Below are 25,130 nucleotides of genomic sequence, written 5' to 3' on the forward strand. Positions count from 1 at the left end.
CTGATGGATAATGTAAAAAGGTCAGTAAACATTACACATTAATTTCAAACTTGTGTTACATTTATAGCGTTTTTCTGACCAGTATCTCTGTGTTTTTTTAAACAGCATTGCGTTAGTTGTTAATTATAAAGGCATATTAAGCGCAATGAATTCTGCCGGATACGATTTTATGGTCAGACTGGGTTTGCTAATTTAAGGGGAAAAACATCTTGACGGAACTAATTAACTTTTTTAACAACATCCTTTGGGGCTCCGTATTGATTTATCTTCTTCTTGGAGCCGGTGTTTACTTCACTATATGTACAGGTTTTATACAGATTCGTCACTTTGGGCATATGTTTTCAGTACTGAAAAACAGTAAAAAATCTGACAGTGCAGGTATTTCATCATTCCAAGCGTTGTGTACTAGCTTAGCTGCGCGGGTAGGTACGGGTAATCTTACCGGTGTGGCCATCGCTTTAACGGCGGGTGGGCCCGGCGCTATTTTTTGGATGTGGGTTGTTGCCCTGATTGGGATGGCGACCTCTTTTATTGAGAGCACGCTTGCCCAGCTGTACAAGACAAAAGACGATGAGGGGAATTACCGTGGCGGCCCGGCCTATTACATGGAAAAAGGGCTTGGGGTACGCTGGATGGGCATTATGTTCTCCATATTCCTTATTATTGCTTTTGGTCTGGTATTTAATGCTGTCCAGGCAAATTCAATTGTTCAGGCTGCTGCTTTCGCGTTTAATTTTAATCCGTTATATGTTGGTATTGGCCTGGTGATCCTTAGCGGGGTCATTATTTTTGGCGGCTTGCGTTCTATTGCCAGAGTTGCGGAGCTGGTTGTTCCCCTTATGGCGGCAGCTTATCTGATCCTGGCGTTTTGGGTTGTCGGGCATAATTTTGAACGAATGCCGGAAGTGTTTGCATTGATTTTCAAAAGTGCATTCGGCTTACAGGAAGCGGTTGCAGGAACCGTTGGTTACGGCGTTGCGCAGGCAATGACGCAAGGTGTCCAGCGAGGATTGTTTTCAAATGAAGCGGGGATGGGTTCAGCCCCTAATGCAGCGGCTTCCGCATCTCCATATCCTCCTCATCCGGCATCTCAGGGATATGTGCAAATGTTGGGCGTCTTTATGGATACTCTCGTTATCTGTAGCGCTACCGCTGTTATCATCCTTTCATCGGGTGTGCTTGATGGTGATATTTCAGGAATAAGTGGAATAGAACTGACTCAGCGGGCATTATCCTCAGCGGTCGGTGATTGGGGATCTGAGTTTATCGCGTTAGCTATCTTCTTTTTCGCTTTCACATCAATCATTGCAAATTATGCTTACGCTGAAAGCAATATCGTATTTCTCGAACGTAATCATACTGCGGGTCTGGTGCTCCTCCGTCTGGCGGCATTGGGTATGGTGATGTTTGGCGCGTTGGCTGAATTGCCTTTAGTTTGGAAAATGGCTGATTTATCTATGGCATTGATGGCAATTACCAATCTAACCGCTATTTTGTTACTTTCTGGTGTCGCATTTAAACTTGCAAGAGATTATAACCAGCAGAGACGTGCCGGTAAGTTACCGACATTTGATATCAATCAATATCCTGAGATTCAGCAAAAGGTTGAAGTTGGTATTTGGGAGGAAACAGCACGTCTTGCCCAGTCGAATCAAGCGACCGACCACAAGTGAGATGCCAGGACGGGAGGTATAGTTAATATTATTTAATGATATAGAAGCTGGTTACCTTTTACGTCTTGCTTGTTATTTTTGCCTTATTCCTATTTAAATTATGGGAATAAGGCATTTTCTCTTGTGTTTTATATCAAGAGTAAAACCGATAATTTTATAAAAATATCATATAAAACATAAAATTTATTTTGTATTCATTTTGTTTCTTTGTGTTATTATTTTGTTTTAAATTAATGGGTGGGACAGGGAGATTATGAAGAAGATCATATTGGTTGGCTTATTTATGTTATTGGCCGGATGTTCCAGCCAGCGTCATCTGGAAGATCGGGGCACTTATAAAGTTGATAGCGCTTTTCCTTCGAAAAGTCAGAATGACAGAGTAAGGTTTTTGGTGTTCCACTATACTGCCGTCAATGATCAGGATTCTTTACGTATATTGACTCAGGACGGTGTCAGTGCCCATTATTTGATCCCGTCGTTACCGAATTATGTGAGTGGGAAACCGGTCATTCTGGAATTGGTTCCTGAAGGTAAGAGAGCATGGCATGCTGGCGTCAGTGCATGGAATGGTCGAAAGGATTTGAATGACACATCGATTGGTATTGAAATTGTCAATAAAGGATTTACGGAAAGGTTACTTGAGAAAGAGTGGTATCCGTTTAATGAGCAGCAAATCGATCTGTTAACGCGTTTGGCGAAAGATATTATTCAGCGTTATGACATTGAGCCTGTGAATGTTATTGGTCACAGCGATATCGCACCGCTGAGAAAATATGATCCAGGTAAACTTTTCCCGTGGAAGAACTTGGCTGAACAAGGTATTGGCGCATGGCCTGATAATGCAACAGTTGAAAAATATATGGCTGGCAGAAAATGGAATGACATGGCTTCTGTTGCGTTGATACAGAAAACATTAGCTAAATATGGCTATACCATTCCGCAAACGGGTGTACTTGATGAAGATACCCTTAAAACAATCAGTGCATTCCAGATGCATTTCAGGCCAGATGACATCAGTGGTAATCCCGATGCGCAAACTGAGTCAATAGCTCTGGCTCTGGTTGAGAAATATAAAGGGTAGTTTGTCGCATTCAGTAAGACCGTGCCATAAAAGTTACTTTATTAGAGTGACTCTTATGGCATAGCTTTTCGATAATTAGCACGATAAAACTTTCATGATCCGCTCTTCTGATTTCTCTTCACGTTATTGTAGAAATCCGGTCATAGTGGAATAATAAAATATTCAGTAATAATGCAATGTATATAAATAATCGCCGTTTTATTTTATAATGACGATTACTATCTTAAGTAATCGTCAGATGAAATAAAATTTTTAGGGGCATAAAGTAAATATTACCCCTTATTATTGTTTTTTCTTGCCGGAAGAGTAAATGCAAGAATGATCCCAGCCAGGCTGATAAATGGCGAATAGATCATTATTTTGTCAGAAAGATAGTTTGGTAACACACTGCATAGATAGATAAAAATAGATATTGGCCAGCCATATAACCCCACCTCATTCAATCGGAAAGCGGTTTTCATGATTAAATAGTAAATAGTGGCGAAGGAGCACATTGCCCATAAACCAATAGAGATCATATACAGCCATACAGATAATCCATATTGCATATAGGCTGCATAATTGTTTTCTGCCAGATAACCAGAGAGGAAAATCAGCATTCCAAGGATAACAGCCGCTATAATAAAGCTGATAATATAATCTTTCCTATTCAATTTTTGTTTGAAATAGTTTTTTATTGAGCTAACTAGAGAATCATCCATAAGTAACAGTCAGGTAAATAAGAATAGAATAGATAATAACTGATCTAATGATGGTATGAACAGGAAAACATAAGTCAGATATTAGATGAAAATATTTTAAAAGTAATTCTACGATTTAATATGTAGGAATAAGGTGATGATTGTTAAATTATATGATAGTTTGTGCTCTTTATGATCTCTCTAGTGTTTCAGTCATTCTTTGGAGAACCTGACAAATGATTATTCGTTTATCTAAGGTCTTGCTGGTTTGTGCAATAGCGCTGTTTGCTACATTGGTCGCTTTTGGCAATATCACAGACTATGGTACTAATTTCGTGTTTGTACAGCATGTATTGATGATGGATACCATTTTCCCTGATGCAACCATCACCTATCGTGCAATCCATTCACCGGTGTTACATCACATTGGTTATATTATTATTATTTCTTTAGAAACGTTAACTGCGGTGTTATGTTGGATTGGCGGTATCCGTTTACTGGCGAATTTGAAATCTGATGCTGCTGTCTTCAATAAAAAGAAAGCTATCGCAATAGCTGGCCTGACCCTAGGTTTTCTGACTTGGCAGGTGGCATTTATGTCAATTGGTGGTGAATGGTTTGGGATGTGGATGTCTAAACAATGGAATGGAGTGTCCAGCGCTTTCCGTTTCTTTGTCACTATCATTTTGGTATTGATTTATTTGGTACAGCATGACAGGGAACTAGACCAAGAATAAAGATGAGGATCGATGTGAAAACAAGGATCGAACAACACAAAGCGACAATATACGGAGTCCTGGCAATTGTGTTGTGGAGTACAATTGTCGGGTTGATAAGAAGTGTTAGTGAAAGTTTTGGGCCTGTAGGTGGTGCAGCTCTTATTTATACTGTTGGCGCAATTTTTCTGGTTTTGCTAATAGGTTTCCCAAAAATCAGCACTTTTCCCAGAGTCTATTTGTGGTTTGGGAGTTTGCTCTTTGTCGGTTATGAAATCTGTTTGTCACTTTCATTAGGTTTTGCCAATAATCGAGCTCAGGCAATTGAATTGGGCATGGTTAACTATTTATGGCCTGGTTTTACTGTCTTATTGGCGGTCATTGTTAATAAGCAGAAAGTAAATGGGTGGCTTTATCCTGGTTTATTACTGTCTATTCTGGGGATTGGTTGGGTGATGAGCGGTGACAATGGCTGGTCATTCAGGCAGATAGCGGAGAATATCCAGAGTAATCCATTAAGCTATGGGCTGGCTTTTGCTGGTGCAATTATCTGGGCGGTGTATTGTAACATTACAAAAATTATGGCGGCGGGTAAAAATGGCATGACGCTGTTTTTTATCCTGACTGCTTTTGCATTATGGATTCAATACTTTTTCACATCTCCGCCTGAAATGGTGATAACTCTTCGTAGTGTTAGCATATTATTGTTTACCGGAGCGGCTATTGGTGTAGCGAATGCTGCCTGGACAGTCGCAATCATCAGAGGACATGTTGCATTATTGGCTACGTTATCTTATTTTACGCCGATTATCTCTACCGCTTTTTCATCCTTACTGCTGAGTACCGCGCTCTCTTTTTCATTTTGGCAAGGTGTGCTAATGGTCACTGTCGGATCAATTGTCTGTTGGTTAGCGACCAGAGCTAAATAATACCTGTGAAGCCAAGATCTCAGGGATAGCTACGAGATGGGGTTAAATAGAGAATAAATCGCTTTACAGGAATTTATTTATCGCTATTGCCACCCCATCTTGTTCATTTATTGCAGTAATAAACTGAGCGATATCTTTGACGCCTTGCTTTCTGGCTTGATAGATAGATTGTTTGACGGGGGGAGAGATCTGATGACTTTCGTTCAGTAAAGTGCCATCAAGATCAATGGCGATCAATTTTATTGACATATCTCTCTCCTGAAAGTCTGGCAACCTGATTATGGTATGGCGGCGGAATGCAGAGGTTGTTTAACTTCTAACTCAATATCTGGATTCTGCCGGAAATCATAGGGCGTTATGCCATACTCTTTACGGAACATATAAGTGAAATGAGATTGTGAGCCAAAGCCAAAATCCAGGGCGATATCAAAAATAGGCAAGGAGCTGTTTCTTAAAAGATGAACAGCACCGGCCAGACGTCGCTGGCGGATATATTTGCCAAGAGAAATTCCGGTAACTTCCTTGAATATTTTTTGCATGTGCCAAAGCGAATAGCCAGAGTAAGCAGCCAGTTCTTCCAGATGGATTACTCGGCCAAGGTGATTCTCGATCCATTTGCTGAGAGCGTATACAAGTGCTAAGTGATTATCCTGTGGCATTAACAATTTTGTTCTGGTTGAAAGTGGAAGGAAGTATACACAACTTTTTCTGATTTTTCTAAAGATGACAGAGCGTTGATATAGCAATTCAAATTATAACTAAATGTGATAATTGATTTTTTTATTCTGATGAATAGAATCCACACAATGAGTCTTTGTTTAAATTCGTTTTGGTACATTGCTGTGATAAAACTGTGAGCCAGTACGATTTTTTCACAACGGAAAACATAAGATGAATATTTTTCCTGTTGCACTATTGTAAAATATCATTTTCCAATTTTACTCTTAACATATTGCATACTGACCGAACTTGAAGGAAACAGAATTGGATATAAAAAAAACCATTGCAATCTTAGTATTACTTGGAATATGTCTATTCTTGTATCTGTTAGCTTTGGATAGCTACTGTGATCAGGGTGAAAAGTTTGATTCAGGTATTTGTTTTGTGACCCGGTATCTGCCTTTCTGATTAGTTGCTGATACTCATCAGCCATTTTCCCATCATGTATCTGTGCTAACATATGCTTTCAATATCCACCCTTTAAATAAAGCAGATAAATGGGAAGTGGTTGTTTTCCCACTAATAATAAAATAAAAGTTGCAGCAAGAGGAAAAGATGGCAGAACAATCGCAGGGATCAACACTTAAACGCGGTCTAAAAAACCGGCATATTCAGCTTATTGCTTTGGGGGGGGCTGTCGGGACCGGGTTATTTCTCGGTATTGCGCAAACCATAAAAATGGCCGGTCCTTCCGTAATTTTAGGCTACGCTATCGCAGGCTTTATCGCATTTCTGATTATGCGTCAGCTGGGGGAAATGGTGGTTGAAGAGCCTGTAGCGGGGTCGTTTAGTCATTTTGCCTATAAATATTGGGGAGATTTTCCCGGTTTTTTATCGGGCTGGAATTACTGGATGATGTTTACTCTGGTTGGAATGGCGGAATTGACGGCTGTAGGAATGTATATTCATTACTGGTGGCCTGATATTCCTACCTGGGTTTCTGCTACGGTATTCTTTGTCCTCATTAATACGGTAAATTTAATTAATGTCCGGTCATATGGTGAGACAGAATTCTGGTTTGCTATCATTAAAGTGACAGCAATTATCTGCATGATTGTTTTTGGCGCTTACCTGTTAGTCAGTGGTAATGGCGGCCCGCAGGCCAGTATTGCTAATCTTTGGCAATATGGCGGTTTTATGCCGAATGGGTTCTCCAGCCTTATCATGGCAATGGCTGTGATTATGTTCTCTTTTGGTGGGTTGGAACTGGTTGGTATTACCGCTGCGGAAGCGGAAAATCCCCGTATCAGTATTCCCAAGGCAACCAATCAGGTGGTATACAGAATATTGATTTTCTATATTGGTTCTCTGACTGTGTTGTTATCGCTTTATCCATGGGGCAATGTTATTGAAGGTGAAAGCCCATTTGTCATGATTTTTCATAACTTGGATAGTTTCTGGGTGGCTAATGTTTTGAATGTTGTTGTTCTGACTGCCGCATTGTCCGTTTATAACAGTGGTGTCTATTGTAATAGCCGGATGCTGTACGGTTTAGCAAAGCAAGGCAATGCTCCCAGAATGCTGAAAAAAGTTAATGAGAGCGGTGTTCCTACCAAAGCAATCGTGATATCTGCATTGGCTACATCAATTGGTGTATTGATCAACTATGTCATGCCGGGTAAAGCATTTGAATTATTGATGGCGCTGGTGGTGACAACACTGGTTATTAACTGGGTCATGATCTGTATGGCGCATTTAAAATTCCGGGCAAAGAAAGTTAAAGAGGGGGTAGAACCTTCATTTAAAGCATTCTGGTACCCATTTAGTAATTATCTGTGTCTGGTTTTCCTGGTCTTTATACTGGTCATTATTTTGATGATGGACAGTATTCGTATTTCAGTCATTCTGATGCCATTTTGGATTGGTATTTTATGGCTCGGGTTTCTCATATCCCATTCCCGTAATAATAAAATGGAAACCATGAACCAAGGATGACATAGGCCTGGATTATCTCGATAAGGATGCCAGGCTGATGTCACCCACAGCCTGGTATTTTTTATCTAGTTACCATTGCCAGCGTAACCAGGCGAACAGAACGTTACCGTTATTATATGTGCCGGGAATGTATGTTCCCTGAAACGATAACCGATCATATTCTATGGAGAATAGCGGTAGTGGGAGTGGAATTGGGACATAGTAATAATCATGACGAGCTGTGACGCTTAAAGTGAAACCAATACCCATTCGGAAGCCATCTAAATCACCGGGTATCCACATTTTCTGAAACCCATAACCAATGATAGGTTCTAAACGGTTATGAGAATCCATAAAAGCCATAGCATAGAGAGAATGCCAGTCATTGTCTTCGTCGTAACGATATTTACCATAACCGAAACCCCAGGGCCGCTCATTATATTTGTCAATTTTTTCTTCATCGTAGGTAAATCTGTTATGCCAGGTAATTACCGGCAGATAAAGTTCATTGCTGGATGCATCCCAAGTGAGAGCGACATTATTGCTGAATTTTCCCCATAAACTGTCTGAACTGTTGCCATAACTGATGGGGGCATGGGATACCGTGGTTGTTAATGATTGATTGGCGGTATCTGTTGCTGTTGCAAATACTGTCCCGGATGAGACTACAAGAGTGGCTGATAGGGCGCGGGCTACGGTTAAATCAAACTTCATTATTTATTGCTCCAATTTCCCAATGACATAAATTGGGAAGCTCCTCTACATCATACAAAATATGACAAACATCTAAATTCAGGAATTCTACTCTTGCTATTTTCAATAAAACTTAAACAAAAAATTAATATTAAGATGTTATATGTATTAAATGAGTATATTTAATACCGATATTTTGGTTGACGAATATTGGAAATGTATTGACTCTTTCTTTCACTTAAAGAGTGGTGATTCGTGCCTGTAGACATACCATAGATATAAAGATTCTAATAATAAGATAGGCAAAACAAATTAAAATTACTTATATGATTTGGGGTTTTGTTGGGTGGATAAACTGTAAGCTAATTAGGATAACCTTGGATTTTCAAATTTTTGCGGTTATGTTAAACAATTATTGTTGTTAAGAATTTTAAATATGTGCGTTAGCTCCATAGCTGATAAAAAATGGCTTGCCATCATATTAAGAATATGTGATAAATCGTTCGGGTAAACGAGGTACAGTTCTGTTATACGGTTCTGTTAATAGCAGCAACTCGCTCTGGTTTTTATGTTGCGCCGAACGGCGAATTAGAATTAAGTGATCCAAAGGAAATTCTTAAAATGGCAAAAATCACTGGTACTGTAAAGTGGTTCAACGAATCTAAAGGTTTTGGTTTTATTACTCCCGCTGATGGCAGCAAAGATGTGTTTGTACATTTTAGCGCTATTCAGAGCGAAGGTTTTAAAACTTTGGCGGAAGGTCAAAAAGTTGAGTTTGAAATTCAGGACGGTCAGAAAGGTCCTTCCGCAGCAAACGTCACAGCAGCATAACTTCTTTTTGTCAAGCATTTTGAATTGACGAAGTAAATTTGTTGTCTTAATTGGTTTTTTATTGGCAACAATGACATACCGATATCACCCTGTTGGTTATCTGATAGGGTGTTTTTGTTTTGACTCGGGGCGCTCTTTACTGAGCTGAGATGAACTCGTAATACCTGATCTGGATAATGCCAGCGTAGGGAAGTCAAGGTGTCTTTTTCCTGATACCTGCTTTTCTTTTGCTGGTGGGAAGGAGTACCTATGGTAAGAATCAATTCACTGACAATTGCCGGGACTGATCCTAGCGGTGGCGCCGGTATTCAAGCTGATCTAAAAACTTTCTCTGCGCTTGGTGCTTATGGTGCAACAGTAATGACAGCTCTTGTCGCACAAAATACGCATGGCGTGCAATCCGTTTATGACATAGATCCTGCTTTCGTTGCTGCGCAGCTTGAGTCTGTGCTGTCAGATATCAGAATCGATAGCGCTAAGATAGGCATGTTATCTAATGCGGCCAATGTTGCAGTAGTTGCAGACGCAATAAGCCGTTATTCAGTACCTTATGTTGTATTGGATACGGTGATGATTGCGAAAAGCGGTGATCCGCTGCTGGTGCCGGAAGCGGTTTCTGCGGTTGTTGAACGGTTATTACCGAAGGTTTCGTTGATGACGCCGAATTTGCCGGAAGCCGCGGCTATATTGAGATGCTCCGTAGCAGAAACTGAAGCAGACATGCAAAAACAAGGGCGGGAATTATTATCACTGGGATGTGAAGCGGTTTTACTTAAAGGCGGGCATCTTACCGGCGGTGAAAGCCCTGATTGGCTATTTACGGGGAATGGAGAATGGCGTTTCACTGCTCCCAGAATCAATACCCGGCATACTCATGGGACAGGGTGTACTCTTTCCTCTGCATTAGCGGCTTTGCGTCCACGCTATCCGGATTGGCAGACAACGCTTCCTGTTGCCAAATCATACCTCCAGGCGGCATTAGAACAGGCGGATTCTCTGGACGTCGGAACCGGAATTGGGCCTGTACATCATTTTCATCAGTGGTGGTGAGGGGGGGATTCGGTGATAATGAGTCATGAAGGGTAAGGTGCCTGTGCTATGAGAGCAATATGGCTAATGTGTCATTTCTTCACGATTTTATTCATCATCACCGATGGCAAGCCTTATTAAGCTATAGTCACTTGTTGATCCAGATAAACATCTTGAACCGCGTTAATTAGTTCAACACCCTCTTTCATGGATTTTTTGAAAGCTTTACGACCGAGGATTAACCCCATACCACCTGCACGTTTATTAATGACGGCGGTACGAACTGAATCACACAAATCATTATCACCAGATGCGCCGCCTGAGTTAATCAAGCCGGCACGACCCATGTAGCAATTAGCTATCTGATAACGAACCAGATCGATTGGGTGATCGGTGGTCAAATTAGAATAAACACGTTTATCTGTATGACCAAAACCAATTGCAGTATAGCCGCCATTATTTTCAGCCATTTTCTGTTTAACGATATCGGCACCGATAGTGGCGGCTAAATGGTTAGCCTGACCGGTTAAATCTGCGCTGGCGTGATAATCCACTCCCTCTTTTTTGAAGGCGGAGTTACGCAGGTAGGCCCATAATACCGTGACCAGACCCAATTCATGCGCTCGTTCAAAAGCCGCAGAAATTTCTTCAATTTGACGACGTGATTCAGCAGAGCCAAAGTAAATCGTTGCACCAACGGCTACTGCGCCCATATAAAATGCCTGTTCAACGCTGGCATATAAAGTTTGATCATATTGGGCAGGATAACTCAATGTTTCATTGTGGTTCAGTTTAACCAGAAATGGGATCTTATGAGCATAGCGACGGGAAACCGCAGATAACACGCCATGAGTAGAGGCGACACAGTTACAACCTGCTTCAATAGCCAGTTCAACGATATTCTTCGGATCAAAATAGAGTGGGTTCGCGGCAAAAGAAGCGGCAGCAGAATGTTCTACACCTTGATCCACCGGCAAAATAGACAAATAGCCAGTACCGGCAAGGCGACCATGATTTAGCAATGTTTGCATGGAGCGCAGAACCGTATTTGGCCGGTTATTGTCGATCATAACGCGGTCAACAAAATCGGAGCCTGGCAGATAAAGATTTTCACTCGGAATGGTGCTACAACGATGCTGCAATAAACTGTCTGCATCTTTACCTAACAACTTAGCAATATCAGTCATGTCTTACTCCAGTTCACAAAAGATACTGTTGATTGTCATTTATCCGTTTTAAAATAACAAGTTGTATTAGGAGAGAAGTGGTAGTGGATCGCTTCAGGTAGGCTTTTAAGAATATTAAAGGAGGTTTCACGATGACATACAAATAACACAACCCTTCTAGGGAAGGTTATATATTGCATTGCTGTCATTAGATGAGGAAAAAAATGTTCTGGAGGATATTGATTCTCCAAAACAAAAAAGCCCATTTATGAAGAAGGTGTTATCGCTTGCAGATTTAATATTACCCTATGCAGGTAATATTTGTGATGTTTTTGACTTTGATAATATAGAGTAAGAGAATTTAAAAGATTAGGGGTTAAAGCGACAGAGTATGTTGGCAAGAATGGTGAAAAATATATTAAAATCTCAGATTATTTAAGGATGAATACACGCTGGCTGATTTTTTAGGGAATATTGCTGTAGATCTGGTTAAGGTAGCAGCAGTAGCTTGTTATTGGGTCTTTGATGTTAGCTACATCTGTTGCTAGTTCTAGTGTGATTTTTGTGGTTGCTGTAGGTTTTATGAAAGAATATGTATTTGATATTTTTGATAAAAAACTTAAAATTAGTGAGAATGTGGTTAATGTTATTGTATTATGCATTTGCATAAATAAGTTAATTGATTACATGAAATGTATACAAACATACAACATATTCTGATGTTATTCAGATTATCTTTATAAGGTCAGATATTAATATTTTGAGGTTTTTATTTGTATAAATTAAATTGATTCCATTTTTATATAATTTTTATTTCGGAAATTTATTTACTATGATTATATGGAGTGAATAAGGATCTTGATCATCACAGTTTAAAAATATATATAATCCTGTAAGAGATAATCAATATGGTTATTTATCCTTTCGTAAAAATGATTCTAATGTAAAATAATTATTGTATTAAATTTTTAGTTTCAGTCTGTATTTATCGATTAATTAACTGATTGATAAAAATATAAATATAATTTAATTTTTTCACAGATAGAAAATTCTTCATGGTTTTTTATTGCAGATGGTGATATTTAACCTTCTCTTTATAAAAAATATTTTTCCTGTTACGTTTCTTCCTTGGTAAACAGTGTCTTATCAAATGGCTGGGTTGTTGATGGAAGATGTTGTGTTCAGTAGATAAATCAGAATACTTATTGCTGTTTTCCATCAGACTGGCTTTTCCTGAATGTTATTGCCAGATGATATTTTCACTCTGAATCCAGTGCAGAAATGTGTTTCTGTCGTCCTTTGGTTCGCTAACCAGTACTTGTTGTGAGGTTAAGATGAATATCAACTTTATCCTTGTGAGATACGGGATGTGCTGCATTGTTATTCACCGGATTTTGGCCAATGAGTGCTATTTTACCCTTGTTAATATTATGGATACATGAAACAGAAGTTGTCCTGTGTTGATAACCAGAATAGCCAGGTAAATGTTGAACTAATAGTTTTAACAATAAGTAAATTGCAATTATCTATTCTCATAATTTTCACCTGATTAATTCTATCGAATTGTATAATATTTGGTCTGAATATGATGGATTTCTTGAATTATTGAACAGTGGAAAATTTTAATTACATTTCTTTAGATAGTGTGATATTTCAATAAGTAGAAATATTTTCTTATTAACGCATAGAGTACAAGAAACATATTAATATAAAGGTTTATTAATTTAATAGTTAAGTTTATCTATTTAATTAATCATGTAAATAAATCTCGTAACTTATTGATTTAATTTATTGGAAAGAAAAAGAAAAGGCCAGCTCAAGGGAGATTGAGCCGGCCAAGGAGGTGGTTCCTAGTCTTACTGTAAAACTTTTTTAATTTTTTATTTTGCACCAACAATACTACGGTAAATAAAATAGTATTGATGTGATCTGTTTCTAAAAAAAGAAATATATCATTACCAGGATGGTATATTGGTGATTATTTGTCTGAGTCTCGGTTCGTTTGAACATATTGAGAACTAATACCATTTAGATTGCGTATTAATAAGGCGTAATTAATATCAATTTGTTTAGGGATTGGTAAATAGACAATATACCCATCTCCAGGAGCAACTTCGATTGGTTGGTTTTTTTTATCCTGCATCGCTTCCAGTGTAAACTGGATATTACCCGATGGCGTCATTAATTCGAGACTATTTCCAACCATGAATTTATTCTTAACGACAACTTCAGCCAATCCGTTGACCCGTTTTCCGGTAAACTCACCGACGAATTGTTGGGTATCGGATATCGAATGGCCGTATTCATAACACTGATAGGCATCGTGGGTATGGCGGCGTAAAAAACCTTCGGTATATCCACGGTGAGCAAGTCCTGCCAGTGTTGTTAGTAGAGTTGGATCAAAAGGTTTTCCTGCGACAGCATCATCAATGGCTCTGCGATAAACTTGTGCTGTGCGGGCGCAGTAATAGAAAGATTTTGTCCGTCCTTCGATTTTCAAAGAGTGAACGCCCATTTTAGTTAATCGCTCAACATGTTCAATCGCGCGTAAATCTTTGGAGTTCATGATATAAGTACCATGTTCATCTTCAAAAGCCGACATAAATTCGCCCGGGCGTTTTGCTTCTTCGAACATAAATACTCTATCTGTTGGTGCGCCTTCTCCCAGTGTTGGTTTGATATTTTTCGCCGGTATAGGTTCATGCATATGTACAATGTTACCGATATCATCCTCTTTGCCTTCTTGAATATTGTATTCCCAGCGACAGGCATTAGTGCATGTTCCTTGATTTGGATCACGTTTATTAATATAACCGGATAACAGGCAGCGACCGGAATAGGCCATGCACAGTGCGCCATGTACGAAAACCTCCAGCTCCATATCGGGAACATGCTGGCGAATCTCGTTAATTTCATCCAGAGAAAGTTCACGGGAGAGTATGACTCTGGTCAGTCCCATTTGTTGCCAGAATTTGACCGTCGCCCAGTTAACCGCGTTAGCCTGAACGGAAAGATGAATTTCCATTGTGGGAAAAGCCTCACGAACCAGCATAATCAGTCCGGGATCGGACATAATGAGCGCATCAGGTCCCATTTCAACGACAGGTTTCAGATCACGGATAAAGGTTTTCAGTTTGGCATTGTGCGGCGCAATATTCACCACAACATAAAAACGTTTGCCAAGTTCATGCGCTTCTTTAATGCCTAGCGCCAAATTTTCGTGATTGAATTCATTATTGCGAACACGCAGGCTGTAACGTGGTTGACCAGCGTAGACAGCATCTGCGCCATAGGCAAAAGCATAGCGCATATTTTTTAGTGAACCGGCGGGGGAAAGTAATTCTGGAGTAAACATGGTTAAAAAATTCTCGGTCTGAGTTCAGTGCAATTTTCATTACAAAAAGTGAGGGTAAGGCGGAGGATTCTAACGCTTAATTTGCTGAAGATACAAATTTATTAGCTTGAAGTGCACAGTTCTGTTGGTCGATGAAGATGCACCTTATCAGTTAAAGATTAATTTCAACTGATAAGGTGTAGTTTATGATGAAAAAATATCAATCTGACTTTGTCAGATCCCGGACATTTTCACTGGAGCCATTTTTAATCGCAGATTGAATGCCCTTTTTGGCAACAGTTTCATTATCAAAAGATTCGCTGATGCCGATGACTTGATAGTTCCTGGCTTTTAGCACGAAATAGTGCTTGCCAGACTTGTGTTCCCTGATTTCGAAGTTTTTTTCTGCCGGTGAGTTTGCCTGGACAGAACGAATCCCTTTATTCGCCGCTGCCTTTGTTGTGTACATTTCACTGGTGAGGATAACGTCACCGTTCGATGCTTTTAAATTGAAGTAATACTGCTTGTTTTTTGTTCTCTTCAGATCATAATAGCCTACTACAGCCATAAGAAATTCCTCCAATTATAGGTAAGTATTTTTAATATAGCTGAATTTCTGACCGGCGAAAGGTTGAGAGAAATTTAATTCGGTTAAAGTGTGACAGTTATAACAAACGGCATATATCTGCTTCCCACCGGTAACCCAGTCCATAAATGGAGCGAATGAACGTTTTACTGTTGTCCAATTGGTCCAGTTTGCGACGCAGATTTTTAATATGGCTATCAATAGTCCGATCTGTCACGATCCGGTGATCGTCATACAGATTATTCAGTAATTGATCGCGGGAAAACACTTGCCCTGGACGGCTTGCCATCGTTTTTAATAACCGGAATTCAACCGGTGTCAAATCCAGTATTTTATCACAGTAACGCGCCTGGAAGCAGGCTTCGTCAATGTGCAGATCACTTTGCCCGACAATATCCTGTGGCCGGTAACAGCGGCGAAGAATGGTTTTAACGCGCGCGACAATTTCACGCGGGCTGTAAGGTTTACAAACGTAATCATCCGCTCCGATTTCCAGCCCTAATAAACGGTCAATTTCTTCTGTTTTGGCGGTAACCATAATAATCGGCACGTCAGAGAAGCGGCGGATTTCCCGACAGACAGATATGCCATCACAACCTGGCAGCATCAGATCCAGCAATATAATATCTGGATTATGTTGCTGTACATGGGGAACAACTTGATCACCACGCAGTAGCCATTGAGTTTCGTAATCGGCCGCGCGCAGGTAATCAACCAGCAACTGGCCGAGCTTTGGTTCATCTTCAACAATCAGAACAGTATAATGGTCAGATTCGGTACTCATATTGTTTCACTGTCAGGGGATTCAGTTAGCGGCAATTCTACGTTAATTCTCAAGCCACCTAAAGGTGAGGGGTCAGCGCAGATCGTACCGTTATGTGCTTCAACAATGTTATAGCAAATAGCCAGCCCAAGCCCTGATCCACCACTGGCGCGGTTTCGTGAGGATTCACTGCGGTAAAATCGTTCAAAAATCCGTTGGCATTGCTCGGGTAACAGGCCAGGCTCGCTGTCCTGCCAGTTCAATATAAAGCAACTATTATCAGAATTCCCTTCAATAGTCAGTTTGCCATTATCAGTGGTATAGCGAAGGCTGTTTTCCAGCAAATTATGAAAAAGCTGGGTCAATCTGCCTGGATCAGCAAACATCATGATAGTTTCAGGCAGCTTAACATCTATCTGAATTTGCTTATCAAGGAAGCGCCCATGATAAGACGCGATAGCCGACTGAAGTAACTCACTAATATTAATAAATTCTTTCCGGTATGCCAGTGCTCCGCGATCGGATAAAGAGAGCTGGTGTAGATCATCAACCAATTTGGTCAATGTGGTGATCTCTGCCAATAACGAATTCAGTGTTTCGGGTGTTGGTTGGTGAACGCCATCCTGTAAAGCTTCCAGTTCACCGCGCAATATGGAAAGGGGAGTGCGCAGTTCATGGGAAATATCTGCCATATAATCGCGGCGCATCTGCTCATTTTTTTCCAGTGTACTGGCGAGCTGGTTAAAATTGTGGGCAAGCTGACCAATTTCATCTTTACTTGATGGTGTTACCCGGACACTGAAATCGCCCGACGCCAGTTTATGTGTCCCTTCGACCAGACGCTTAACGGGTTTTAACATGCCGCGGGATAATAGTAACGTGGCGATGATGGCCAGCAAAGTAGACAAGCTGGCAATTATCCAGCTTGTCAGTTGTTGCTGACGATCAAAACTGATATCTGCCTGACGGGTAATTTTGTCTGATGAGCTGACAATGACCCAGCCAACGATTTGATGATTATAGGTGATCGGTTTGCGGTAGGTATCTTCCGCAATTTTACCTTCATGACCGACCAACAGTTTCATCTCACTGTCCACTACCCAAAATTGAGTTCGCCAGCCACGGGGCGGTGGACCCTGGCGGCTTTCACTGGTTTGTTCAATGGAGCGAATGATTTGAAAAATGATCTGGTCATTTTTTTTTAAGAATTTCCAGCTACCATATTGTTGATATTGTTCAGCCAGTGCTTCAGCCAGCATGGATGTACGTAACTGGATATTTTGTTTTATATAACCTATAAAGCCATGCTGAAAGCTGCTTCTTACTCCCCAGTGCATGGTGATAAGCACCAGCATGCAAGTGGCGAAAATAGCCATAAACAGCTTACCGCTGATCCCTAGCTTCATAGTTGCCCCGCAATCTGTTTGGCGGCATGCCGTTGTTGCCATTTTTCCCTCAGCCGATCAAAACAGAGATAGACAACTGGTGTGGTATATAGCGTCAAAAGTTGGCTCATGACCAAGCCGCCAACGATAGTTATCCCCAATGGCTGGCGTAATTCCGCTCCATCACCACTGCCTAAAACCAGTGGCAGAGCACCAAACAAGGCGGCCAGTGTGGTCATCAGAATCGGGCGGAAACGTAACAGGCTGGCCTGGAATATCGCGTCGCGGGCGCAGATATTACTGTTACGCTGAGTTTCAATGGCAAAATCCACCATAATAATGGCATTTTTTTTCACGATACCAATCAACAGCATGATGCCGATTAATGCTATTAGGCTGAATGGTGTGTCGAACAACTCCAGCGCCAGCAGGGCGCCAATCCCGGCAGAAGGCAGAGTAGAAAGAATGGTCAGTGGATGGATATAACTTTCATACAGTATCCCCAATACCAGATAGACAGTCATAATGGCAGCCAGGATCAGGAATAATTGTGATTTCAGGGTTTCCTGAAAAATCTGGGCGGTGCCGGCGAAAGTGCTGCGAACCGTTGAGGGCACACCCAGTCCAGTCATGGTTCTTTCAATCGCATTGATAGCATCGGAGAGGGTATAACCTGCCGGTACATTGAAAGAAATGGTTGAAGCAGCAGAAAGCCCCTGATGATTCACACTTATCGGCGCGTTAGCCGGTTGCCAATGGGCAAAGTAGGAGAGGGGAATCGCTTTTCCTTGATTATTTATCATAAACATTTTTTCCAGTGCGCTGACATCTTGCGTATATTCCGGTGCAACTTCCATCACAACTTTGTACTGATTTAGCGGCTGATAAATAGTGGATATTTGCCGCTGACCAAAAGCATTATTCAGCAGGCTATTTGCTTCATTGACATTAATTCCCAACCGCGACATGGTGTCGCGATCATAGATTATTGCCATTTCAGCCCCTTTATCTTCTTTATCGGAATTAACATCGGTTAATTGGGGTAATTGCCCCAATGCTTTACGGATAATGGGTTCCCATTTGCGGAGATCATTGAGATCATCTGCCAGCAAGGTAAATTGGTAGCTGGCATTAGACTGGCGACCGCCAGCCATGACATCCTGTACTGGAATGAGAAACAGGTTTGCCCCTGGCTCATTGGCAAGCTTGATTCTCAGGCGTGAAATAACCTGTTCGGCACTGTCTGAACGTTCTTTTAATAGTTTTAGAGAGATAAACATAAAACCGTTATTGACTCGTCCACCACCAGTGAAACCGGTAACGCTGTCTACCGCAGGATCGGCATCAATTACCTGCATAAAGTTTTTCATTTTTTCACGCATAGACTGAAAAGAGATACTTTGATCTGCCCGGATAAACCCCAACAGCCGGCCGGTGTCCTGCTCTGGGAAGAAAGTTTTTGGGATGTTGATATAGAGCCAAATATTCAGGGCAATGATACCCGCCAGGATTAACAATACCCAGCGGCTATGGTTCAGTATCCACATTAGGGAGCGCCCATAACCTTGTTGAATTTTCAGCAGAACTTTACCGAAACCACGGATTCTTTTCTGTGCTTTGGATGGTTGGGATTTCAGCAAATGTGCGCACATCATCGGCGTCAGTGTCAAAGAAACCAGTAAAGAGATACCGATTGATGTGGTTAAGGTAATGGCAAATTCACGGAATAACCGGCCAACCAGCCCATCCATTAGCAGAAGTGGGATAAAAACGGCGACCAGCGAAATGCTCATAGCAAGGACGGTAAAGCCCACTTCCCGGACACCACGCAGTGCGGCTTGCATCGGTTTAATACCGGCCTCAAGGTGGCGGGAAATATTTTCCAGTACCACAATTGCATCATCCACCACAAATCCCGTTGCAATCGTCAGAGCCATCAGCGAAAGGTTGTTCAGACTGAAACCGCACAGATACATGGCGGTAAACGTTCCAATGAGTGAAACGGGGACCGCAATTGCCGGGATTAAAGTTGCCCGGCCAGAACGTAAAAACAAAAATACCACCAGAATCACCAGCCCGATAGCAATCACCAGCGCCCGTTCTACTTCAGCCAATGAAGCGCGAATCGTCGGTGTGCGATCCTGAGCCACTTTAAGCTGAATAGAGGCAGGAATGGATTCTCGTAGTGCCGGTAATTGTTCACGAATCCGGTTTACTGTGGCGATAATATTCGCACCGGCTTCTCGGCGAATGACCAGCAAAACAGCGGGTTTACCACTAGATATGCCGGCTGCTCTGACATTCTGAACAGAATCTTTTACATCCGCGACATCCTGCAATCGCACCGGTGAGCCGTTATTATAGTGAACAATTATCGGGCGATAGCTTTCGGCTGTTTTCAGTCCATCGTTTGTTTGAACTTGCCAGCGTTGTTGCTCTGAATCCACATAGCCCTGTGGACGGCGGACATTGGCATTACTGATTGCTTTGCGTACTGCATCCAGAGAAACACCTTGATGAAACAGCGCACTGGGATTCAATTCAACTCTTACTGCGGGTAATGAACTGCCGCCGATAGAGACTTCACTGACGCCTTCAACTTGTGCAATTTTCTGTGCCAGTTGAGTAGACGCAAAATCATAAAGCTGTCCCTGATTATAGGCATCAGAAGTCAGTGTCAGGATCATAATGGGGGCATCGGAGGGGTTTACTTTGTAATAACCTGGCCTGCCAGGCATACCGGAAGGCAACATATTTTGAGCAGCATTCAGTGCTGCCTGTACATCCCGTGCCGCGCTGTTAATATCACGGCTCAGGTCAAATTCAAGTATGATATTGGTACTGCCAAGGGCGCTGCTGGATGTCATTTCATTAACACCGGCAATTCGGCCTAAGGCACGTTCCAGCGGGGTCGCGACAGATGAAGCCATTGTCTCCGGTGAGGCGCCCGGTAATGAGGCATAGACGGAGATTACCGGAAAATCCACTTGCGGCAAGGGAGAGACCGGCAACAGGGTAAACCCCAATAGCCCGCACAGGGTTATGGCTAAACTTAGTAGCGTGGCGGCAACCGGGCGTTGGATAAATAAAGCAAAGAATTTCACCGCGGCTCCTGATGATCAATGGATGAAATATCCGGTACTGAGAACGTATGGTTGCGGCGATAGTGCGCCAGCCGGTCAAACAGTAAATAGATCACCGGGGTGGTAAACAGCGTCAGGATCTGGCTCATAATCAGTCCACCTACCATACAGACACCCAGAGGACGGCGTAATTCGGCACCTGCACCGGTACTGAGCATCAAGGGTAGTGCGCCAAGCAATGCTGCCATTGTGGTCATCAGAATCGGACGAAAACGCAATAAACAAGCCTGATAAATCGCTTCGTAGGGGGATAATCCCTGTTCGCGTTCTGCCGCCAGTGCAAAATCGATCATCATGATGGCATTTTTCTTCACAATACCTATCAGCAAGATAATGCCGATGATTGCAATAACATCCAGTTCGTGACCTGCCATCATCAGTGCCAGCAGCGCACCTACTCCTGCGGTCGGCAAAGTGGAGAGAATTGTCACCGGATGGATAAAGCTTTCGTACAGGATCCCCAACACGATATACATGGCGATGATGGCAGCTGCGATCAGCCACAATGTATTACCCAGCGCGCTTTCAAATGCCAGTGTTGCTCCCTGGAATTGGGTGGTTATGTCTTTGGGCATTTTGATCAATTGCGCAGCATTACGAACAGCATTGACTGCCTGTTCAAGAGAGGCATTTTCAGCAACATTGAAAGAAAATGTCGCGGCGGGGAATTGCGACAGATGGTTAATTGCCAGTGGGCCAAACCTTTGTTCAACAGTAGCGATAGCGCTTAGTGGGACGGTATTGCCGTCAGTTCCGTTGAGTCGGATGTTATCAAATGCGCTAAGACCCGGAGTTGATGTCACATCATGTTCCAGTACAACCCGGTACTGATTAGCTTGAGTATAAATTGTTGATATTAGCCGCTGGCCGAATGCGTTGTAGAGTGCGTTATCTACGGCTGCCATTGAGATGCCTAATCGGCTGGCGGTGTCTCTGTCCACTTTGACATAGGCGATCAGCCCTTGGTCTTGCCAGTCACTGCTGATATCAACCAATTCTGATCTCTGTTTCAGTTCTGCCAATAACTTGGGCACCCAAATACCCAGTTCATCCAGGGAAGTCGCCTGTAATGTAAATTGATATTGGGTACGTGTAGTCTGAGTATCAATTGTCAGATCCTGTATGGGTTGCAGATAGAGTTTTACATCGGGTATAGACGCAATTTTTTCCTGCAAACGTGGAATAATTTCGGCGATTCTGTCATCACGCTGATTGAGTGGTTTTAGTGTGATTTGTAACCGGCCGTTATTCAGTGTTGGGTTGCTGCCATCAATGCCGACAAATGTGGTGATATTTTCCACTGCGGGGTCTTGCAACAATAAGGATGAAACCTGCCGTTGTTTATCTACCATTGCTGTAAAGGAAATTGATTGCGGCGCTTCCAGTGTTCCCTGAATCAGCCCGTTATCTTGCAATGGAAAAAATCCTTTTGGAATAATGAGATAAAGCAGAGTAGTCAGTGCCAGGGTGCTTAAGGCGACGCTAAGTGTGATCCACGGATGGTTCAGCGCTTTTTTCAGCCATACGGCATAACCGGCAATTGTCCGTTCAAAAAAGCGTTCACTGGTTTGTTCAAAACGATTGGGTTTTACCTTTGATTCTGGTTTGAGCATTCTGGCGCACATCATAGGTGTCAATGTCAGTGAAACAACCGCTGAAATCAGAATGGCCACGGTCAGGGTAATAGCAAACTCACGGAAAAGGCGGCCAACGATATCGCCCATAAAAAGCAGCGGGATCAGCACTGCAATCAAGGAGAAAGTCAGGGAGATAATGGTAAAACCGATTTCACCTGCGCCTTTCAACGCTGCTGCCATCGGTTTCTCCCCTTGCTCTATATAGCGGGAGATATTCTCGATTACTACAATCGCGTCATCCACCACAAAACCGGTGGCAATGGTGAGCGCCATTAGCGTCAGGTTATTCACGGAGAACCCGCAGAAATACATCACGGCAAATGTGCCGATCAGTGAAAGAGGAACGGCGATACTTGGGATAAGCGTAGCGATCCCGTTACGTAAAAACAGGTAAATCACCATAACAACCAGTACAATCGCCAGTAACAGCTCAAACTGAACATCTTTCACTGAGGCGCGAATTGTTGTGGTGCGGTCGGTCAAAATTTTCATATCGACAGATTTCGGTAAACTGCTGATGAGTTCCGGCAATATCTGACGAATATTATCGGTGGTTTCAATCACGTTAACCCCCGGCTGGCGCTGGACATTAATCACAATTGCCTGTTTGTTATTTGTCCATGCGCCCAGTTTGGTGTTTTCGGCCTCTTGTGCAATGGTTGCGACATCTTGTAACCGCACCGGCGCCCCATTTTTATAGGCAACGATCAGTTTGCGGTAATCATTTACTGACTTCATTTGATCGTTGGCCGAAAGCGTGACAGAACGGGTTGGGCCGTCAAGGCTGCCTTTGGCGGAGTTAACATTGGCATTGTTAATAGCGGTACGGAGAGTTTCGCTATCCAATCCCTGTGCGGCGACAGCCTGAGCATTCAACTTCACTCTGACCGCCGGGCGCTGACCGCCGGCCAGTGTCACTAATCCAACGCCATTTACCTGTGAAATTTTCTGGGCAATACGGGTTTCGACCATATCCTGAATTTGCGTCATTGGCATTGCCCCGGAGGTGACGGCCAGCGTGAGAATAGGGGGATCCGCAGGGTTGACCTTACTGTAAATGGGAGGATAGGGCAGGTCATTGGGTAATAAGTTACTGGCGGCATTAATGGCCGCTTGTACTTCCTGCTCAGCGACATCTAATGGCAAAGTCAGTTGAAATTGTAATGTGATAACGGAAGCTCCGCCGGAACTTTGGGATGCCATCTGTTTAAGACCGGACATCTGTCCAAGCTGGCGCTCCAGTGGTGCGGTGACTGCGGAGGTCATCACGTCAGGGCTTGCGCCGGGGTAGAGTGTGACAACCTGAATGGTGGGATAGTCGACTTCCGGCAGCGCAGATACCGGCAACATGCGATAGCCGATAATTCCCGCTAATAGGATTGCTATCATGAACAGTGTGGTGGCAACGGGGCGCAGGATGAACAGGCGTGATGGTCCGCCTCCTGGAATTTGGGTGCTCACCTGCATTAGGAATTCTCCTTTTTGCCGTGTTTTTTCGGCTGAATCTTATTTGCTATCGGTGTGACAATATCCACCTTAGCGCCATCTGTTAGGCGATCGATCCCATCAGTCACCACTTTATCACCCGCCGTCAGGCCGGTATTGATAACCACCCGCTGTGTATCCTGCAATTTGACTGAGACCAGATGTTTGCTGACTTTATTATCTTTACCCAGTATCCAGACAAAATTCCCTTCATTACCCATTTGCAGAGCAGCGTTTGGGATCACCACTGCGTTTTCCAGGGTATCAACTTTAATCTGGATATTAACGAATTGGTTCGGGAACAGAATGTCACCTTGATTGGCAAAACGGGCTTTCAGCTTAATGGTGCCGGTAGTCGCATCGATTTGATTATCAATACTCAGCAATTTTCCTTCGGCAAGTTGTTGTCGGTTGTTGCGATCCCATGCGCTGACAACGACATTATGATTCGCTTTCTGAGCTTGCAAAACGGTATTGATATCGTTTTCGGGTAATGAAAACAGTACATCCGCGGGATCTGTTTGTGTGATAACCACAATAGGAGAATTTTTGCCGCTGGCGATAAAATTCCCTACATCGATCTGTTTCAGACCCACCCGACCGGAAATGGGGGCGGTAATACGACTGTAAGTGAGTTGGAGTTTTGCACTGTCAATTGCGGCTTGATCAACTTTCAGACTGGCTTCATGTTGGCGGACAAGTGCACGCTGATTATCCATTTCTTGTTGGGAAATCAGTTTAGTGTTTGCCAGTTTCTGGTAGCGGCTTAGATCCTGGCGGGCATTCGCCAGTATTGCCTCATCTTTGGCAAGCTGGCCTTTGGCTTGCGCTAACTGAACTTGAAAAGGACGAGGATCAATTTCTGCCAATAAATCACCTTGTTTAATTTGTTGACCTTCCTGAAAGTGCAGAGCGATAAGCTGTCCTTCAACCCGGCTGGTCACAATGGCGGTATTGGCGGCCTGAATGGTGCCGAGTCCAGTTAGAAAGCGTGGTACGGTTTGCTCTTTTGCGGTGGCAATTTGAACAGGAGGCAAAGGAGGACGCCTTAAACCAGAGGGTTGATCCGATGCGCCGGATTGTTGAAGGGCTGAAGGCGTTTTAAATTGGTGCCAGATAAATATAGCGGCAGCAATGGCAATAGCGGCCAGTGTTGTACGGAAAAGGAGGATACGGCGTTTATTATTTTTATTCATTTCTTCGACATTCTCTTAAATGCAAGGTGTTACTTGATTATGTCCGACTGCAATATCGGTTTAATTGTACTCTGTTAGTTTAGCCAGTGAGGATAGGCTAAAAAATGAAGAAAGTGTGGATAATATGTCAAGGAAGTGCTTTTTAAGGTAAATTCAGGTGTTTTTTGTC

The 25,130-nt window shown here is 42.6% G+C and carries 20 protein-coding genes, 1 pseudogene and 1 riboswitch; of the genes and pseudogenes, 9 read left to right on the forward strand and 12 right to left on the reverse strand.

Going from position 1 to position 25,130, the window contains the following annotated elements:
* Nucleotides 1–209 precede the first annotated feature (209 nt).
* Nucleotides 210–1,673 (forward strand): alanine/glycine:cation symporter family protein, encoded by a 1,464-nt coding sequence (locus tag ABR397_RS05430; RefSeq protein ID WP_350304815.1) that lies wholly within the window; start codon nt 210–212, stop codon nt 1,671–1,673.
* A 253-nt stretch (nt 1,674–1,926) separates the two neighbouring features.
* On the forward strand, nt 1,927–2,754 hold the full coding sequence (locus ABR397_RS05435) for an N-acetylmuramoyl-L-alanine amidase (protein ID WP_350304816.1): 828 nt from the start codon (nt 1,927–1,929) through the stop codon (nt 2,752–2,754).
* A gap of 272 nt (nt 2,755–3,026) precedes the next feature.
* Here ABR397_RS05435 and ABR397_RS05440 read toward each other — a convergent pair whose 3' ends face one another.
* The gene (locus tag ABR397_RS05440) at nt 3,027–3,455 is read right to left on the reverse strand and encodes a DUF805 domain-containing protein (protein WP_350304817.1); all 429 of its coding nucleotides are present in this window, start codon (nt 3,453–3,455) and stop codon (nt 3,027–3,029) included.
* A 215-nt stretch (nt 3,456–3,670) separates the two neighbouring features.
* Between ABR397_RS05440 and ABR397_RS05445 the strand changes: the two genes are divergently transcribed.
* Together ABR397_RS05445 and yddG are read left to right on the forward strand one after the other, a co-directional pair.
* Entirely contained in the window at nt 3,671–4,171 is a 501-nt protein-coding gene (locus tag ABR397_RS05445; RefSeq protein ID WP_350304818.1) for a DUF2165 family protein, read from the forward strand.
* A gap of 2 nt (nt 4,172–4,173) precedes the next feature.
* On the forward strand, nt 4,174–5,079 hold the full coding sequence (gene yddG / locus ABR397_RS05450; RefSeq protein ID WP_350304819.1) for an aromatic amino acid DMT transporter YddG: 906 nt from the start codon (nt 4,174–4,176) through the stop codon (nt 5,077–5,079).
* 138 nt (nt 5,080–5,217) lie between these two features.
* Here yddG and ABR397_RS05455 read toward each other — a convergent pair.
* Nucleotides 5,218–5,328: pseudogene (locus ABR397_RS05455) on the reverse strand (HAD hydrolase family protein); the annotation flags it as partial.
* Nucleotides 5,329–5,357: 29 nt separating this feature from the next.
* Nucleotides 5,358–5,738, reverse strand: coding sequence for a helix-turn-helix domain-containing protein (locus tag ABR397_RS05460; protein ID WP_350304820.1), 381 nt, complete (start codon nt 5,736–5,738; stop codon nt 5,358–5,360).
* A gap of 325 nt (nt 5,739–6,063) precedes the next feature.
* Here ABR397_RS05460 and ABR397_RS25440 point away from each other — a divergent pair, with 325 nt between their 5' ends.
* Complete coding sequence (locus tag ABR397_RS25440) at nt 6,064–6,207, forward strand: PhoP/PhoQ regulator MgrB (protein ID WP_036849285.1); 144 nt, start codon at nt 6,064–6,066, stop codon at nt 6,205–6,207.
* 147 nt (nt 6,208–6,354) lie between these two features.
* Nucleotides 6,355–7,734, forward strand: coding sequence for an amino acid permease (locus ABR397_RS05470; RefSeq protein WP_350304821.1), 1,380 nt, complete (start codon nt 6,355–6,357; stop codon nt 7,732–7,734).
* 69 nt (nt 7,735–7,803) lie between these two features.
* Here the strand turns inward: ABR397_RS05470 and pagP are convergent, their stop codons facing one another.
* Nucleotides 7,804–8,427 carry a lipid IV(A) palmitoyltransferase PagP gene (gene pagP, locus ABR397_RS05475; protein ID WP_350304822.1) on the reverse strand — a complete coding sequence of 208 codons (624 nt, stop codon included), beginning with the start codon at nt 8,425–8,427 and terminating at the stop codon, nt 7,804–7,806.
* 600 nt (nt 8,428–9,027) lie between these two features.
* Here pagP and cspE point away from each other — a divergent pair.
* The gene (cspE, locus tag ABR397_RS05480) at nt 9,028–9,237 is read left to right on the forward strand and encodes a transcription antiterminator/RNA stability regulator CspE (protein ID WP_011147003.1); all 210 of its coding nucleotides are present in this window, start codon (nt 9,028–9,030) and stop codon (nt 9,235–9,237) included.
* Between the two features lie 115 nt (nt 9,238–9,352).
* Nucleotides 9,353–9,445: riboswitch (TPP riboswitch) on the forward strand.
* 41 nt (nt 9,446–9,486) lie between these two features.
* The gene (thiD, locus tag ABR397_RS05485; RefSeq protein WP_350304823.1) at nt 9,487–10,287 is read left to right on the forward strand and encodes a bifunctional hydroxymethylpyrimidine kinase/phosphomethylpyrimidine kinase; all 801 of its coding nucleotides are present in this window, start codon (nt 9,487–9,489) and stop codon (nt 10,285–10,287) included.
* A gap of 116 nt (nt 10,288–10,403) precedes the next feature.
* On the opposite strand, the gene fbaB is transcribed toward thiD, so the two are convergent.
* The gene (gene fbaB, locus ABR397_RS05490) at nt 10,404–11,453 is read right to left on the reverse strand and encodes a class I fructose-bisphosphate aldolase (RefSeq protein WP_350304824.1); all 1,050 of its coding nucleotides are present in this window, start codon (nt 11,451–11,453) and stop codon (nt 10,404–10,406) included.
* Between the two features lie 178 nt (nt 11,454–11,631).
* Here fbaB and ABR397_RS05495 point away from each other — a divergent pair, with 178 nt between their 5' ends.
* Nucleotides 11,632–11,787, forward strand: a complete 156-nt coding sequence (locus tag ABR397_RS05495; protein WP_350304825.1) for a hypothetical protein — start codon at nt 11,632–11,634, stop codon at nt 11,785–11,787.
* A gap of 1,623 nt (nt 11,788–13,410) precedes the next feature.
* Here the strand turns inward: ABR397_RS05495 and trhP are convergent.
* The 7 genes from trhP to ABR397_RS05530 all read right to left on the reverse strand — a co-directional run bounded on the left by trhP (nt 13,411) and on the right by ABR397_RS05530 (nt 24,961).
* On the reverse strand, nt 13,411–14,787 hold the full coding sequence (gene trhP / locus ABR397_RS05500) for a prephenate-dependent tRNA uridine(34) hydroxylase TrhP (protein ID WP_350304826.1): 1,377 nt from the start codon (nt 14,785–14,787) through the stop codon (nt 13,411–13,413).
* A gap of 199 nt (nt 14,788–14,986) precedes the next feature.
* Nucleotides 14,987–15,334, reverse strand: coding sequence for a YegP family protein (locus tag ABR397_RS05505; protein ID WP_350304827.1), 348 nt, complete (start codon nt 15,332–15,334; stop codon nt 14,987–14,989).
* A 97-nt stretch (nt 15,335–15,431) separates the two neighbouring features.
* The gene (baeR, locus tag ABR397_RS05510; protein WP_350304828.1) at nt 15,432–16,136 is read right to left on the reverse strand and encodes an envelope stress response regulator BaeR; all 705 of its coding nucleotides are present in this window, start codon (nt 16,134–16,136) and stop codon (nt 15,432–15,434) included.
* Complete coding sequence (gene baeS / locus ABR397_RS05515) at nt 16,133–17,521, reverse strand: envelope stress sensor histidine kinase BaeS (RefSeq protein WP_350304829.1); 1,389 nt, start codon at nt 17,519–17,521, stop codon at nt 16,133–16,135. Before baeS ends, baeR begins: the two co-directional genes overlap by 4 nt.
* Entirely contained in the window at nt 17,518–20,604 is a 3,087-nt protein-coding gene (gene mdtC, locus ABR397_RS05520; RefSeq protein ID WP_350304830.1) for a multidrug efflux RND transporter permease subunit MdtC, read from the reverse strand. The genes baeS and mdtC overlap by 4 nt, the downstream gene beginning before the upstream one ends.
* Nucleotides 20,601–23,747: an MdtB/MuxB family multidrug efflux RND transporter permease subunit gene (locus tag ABR397_RS05525; RefSeq protein ID WP_350304831.1), complete on the reverse strand. Its 3,147-nt coding sequence runs from the start codon at nt 23,745–23,747 to the stop codon at nt 20,601–20,603. The genes mdtC and ABR397_RS05525 overlap by 4 nt, the downstream gene beginning before the upstream one ends.
* Nucleotides 23,747–24,961 carry an MdtA/MuxA family multidrug efflux RND transporter periplasmic adaptor subunit gene (locus ABR397_RS05530; RefSeq protein ID WP_350304832.1) on the reverse strand — a complete coding sequence of 405 codons (1,215 nt, stop codon included), beginning with the start codon at nt 24,959–24,961 and terminating at the stop codon, nt 23,747–23,749. The genes ABR397_RS05525 and ABR397_RS05530 overlap by 1 nt, the downstream gene beginning before the upstream one ends.
* Between the last annotated feature and the right edge of the window lie 169 nt (nt 24,962–25,130).

This window comes from Photorhabdus viridis (genome assembly GCF_040256935.1).
Classification (GTDB): domain Bacteria; phylum Pseudomonadota; class Gammaproteobacteria; order Enterobacterales; family Enterobacteriaceae; genus Photorhabdus; species Photorhabdus viridis.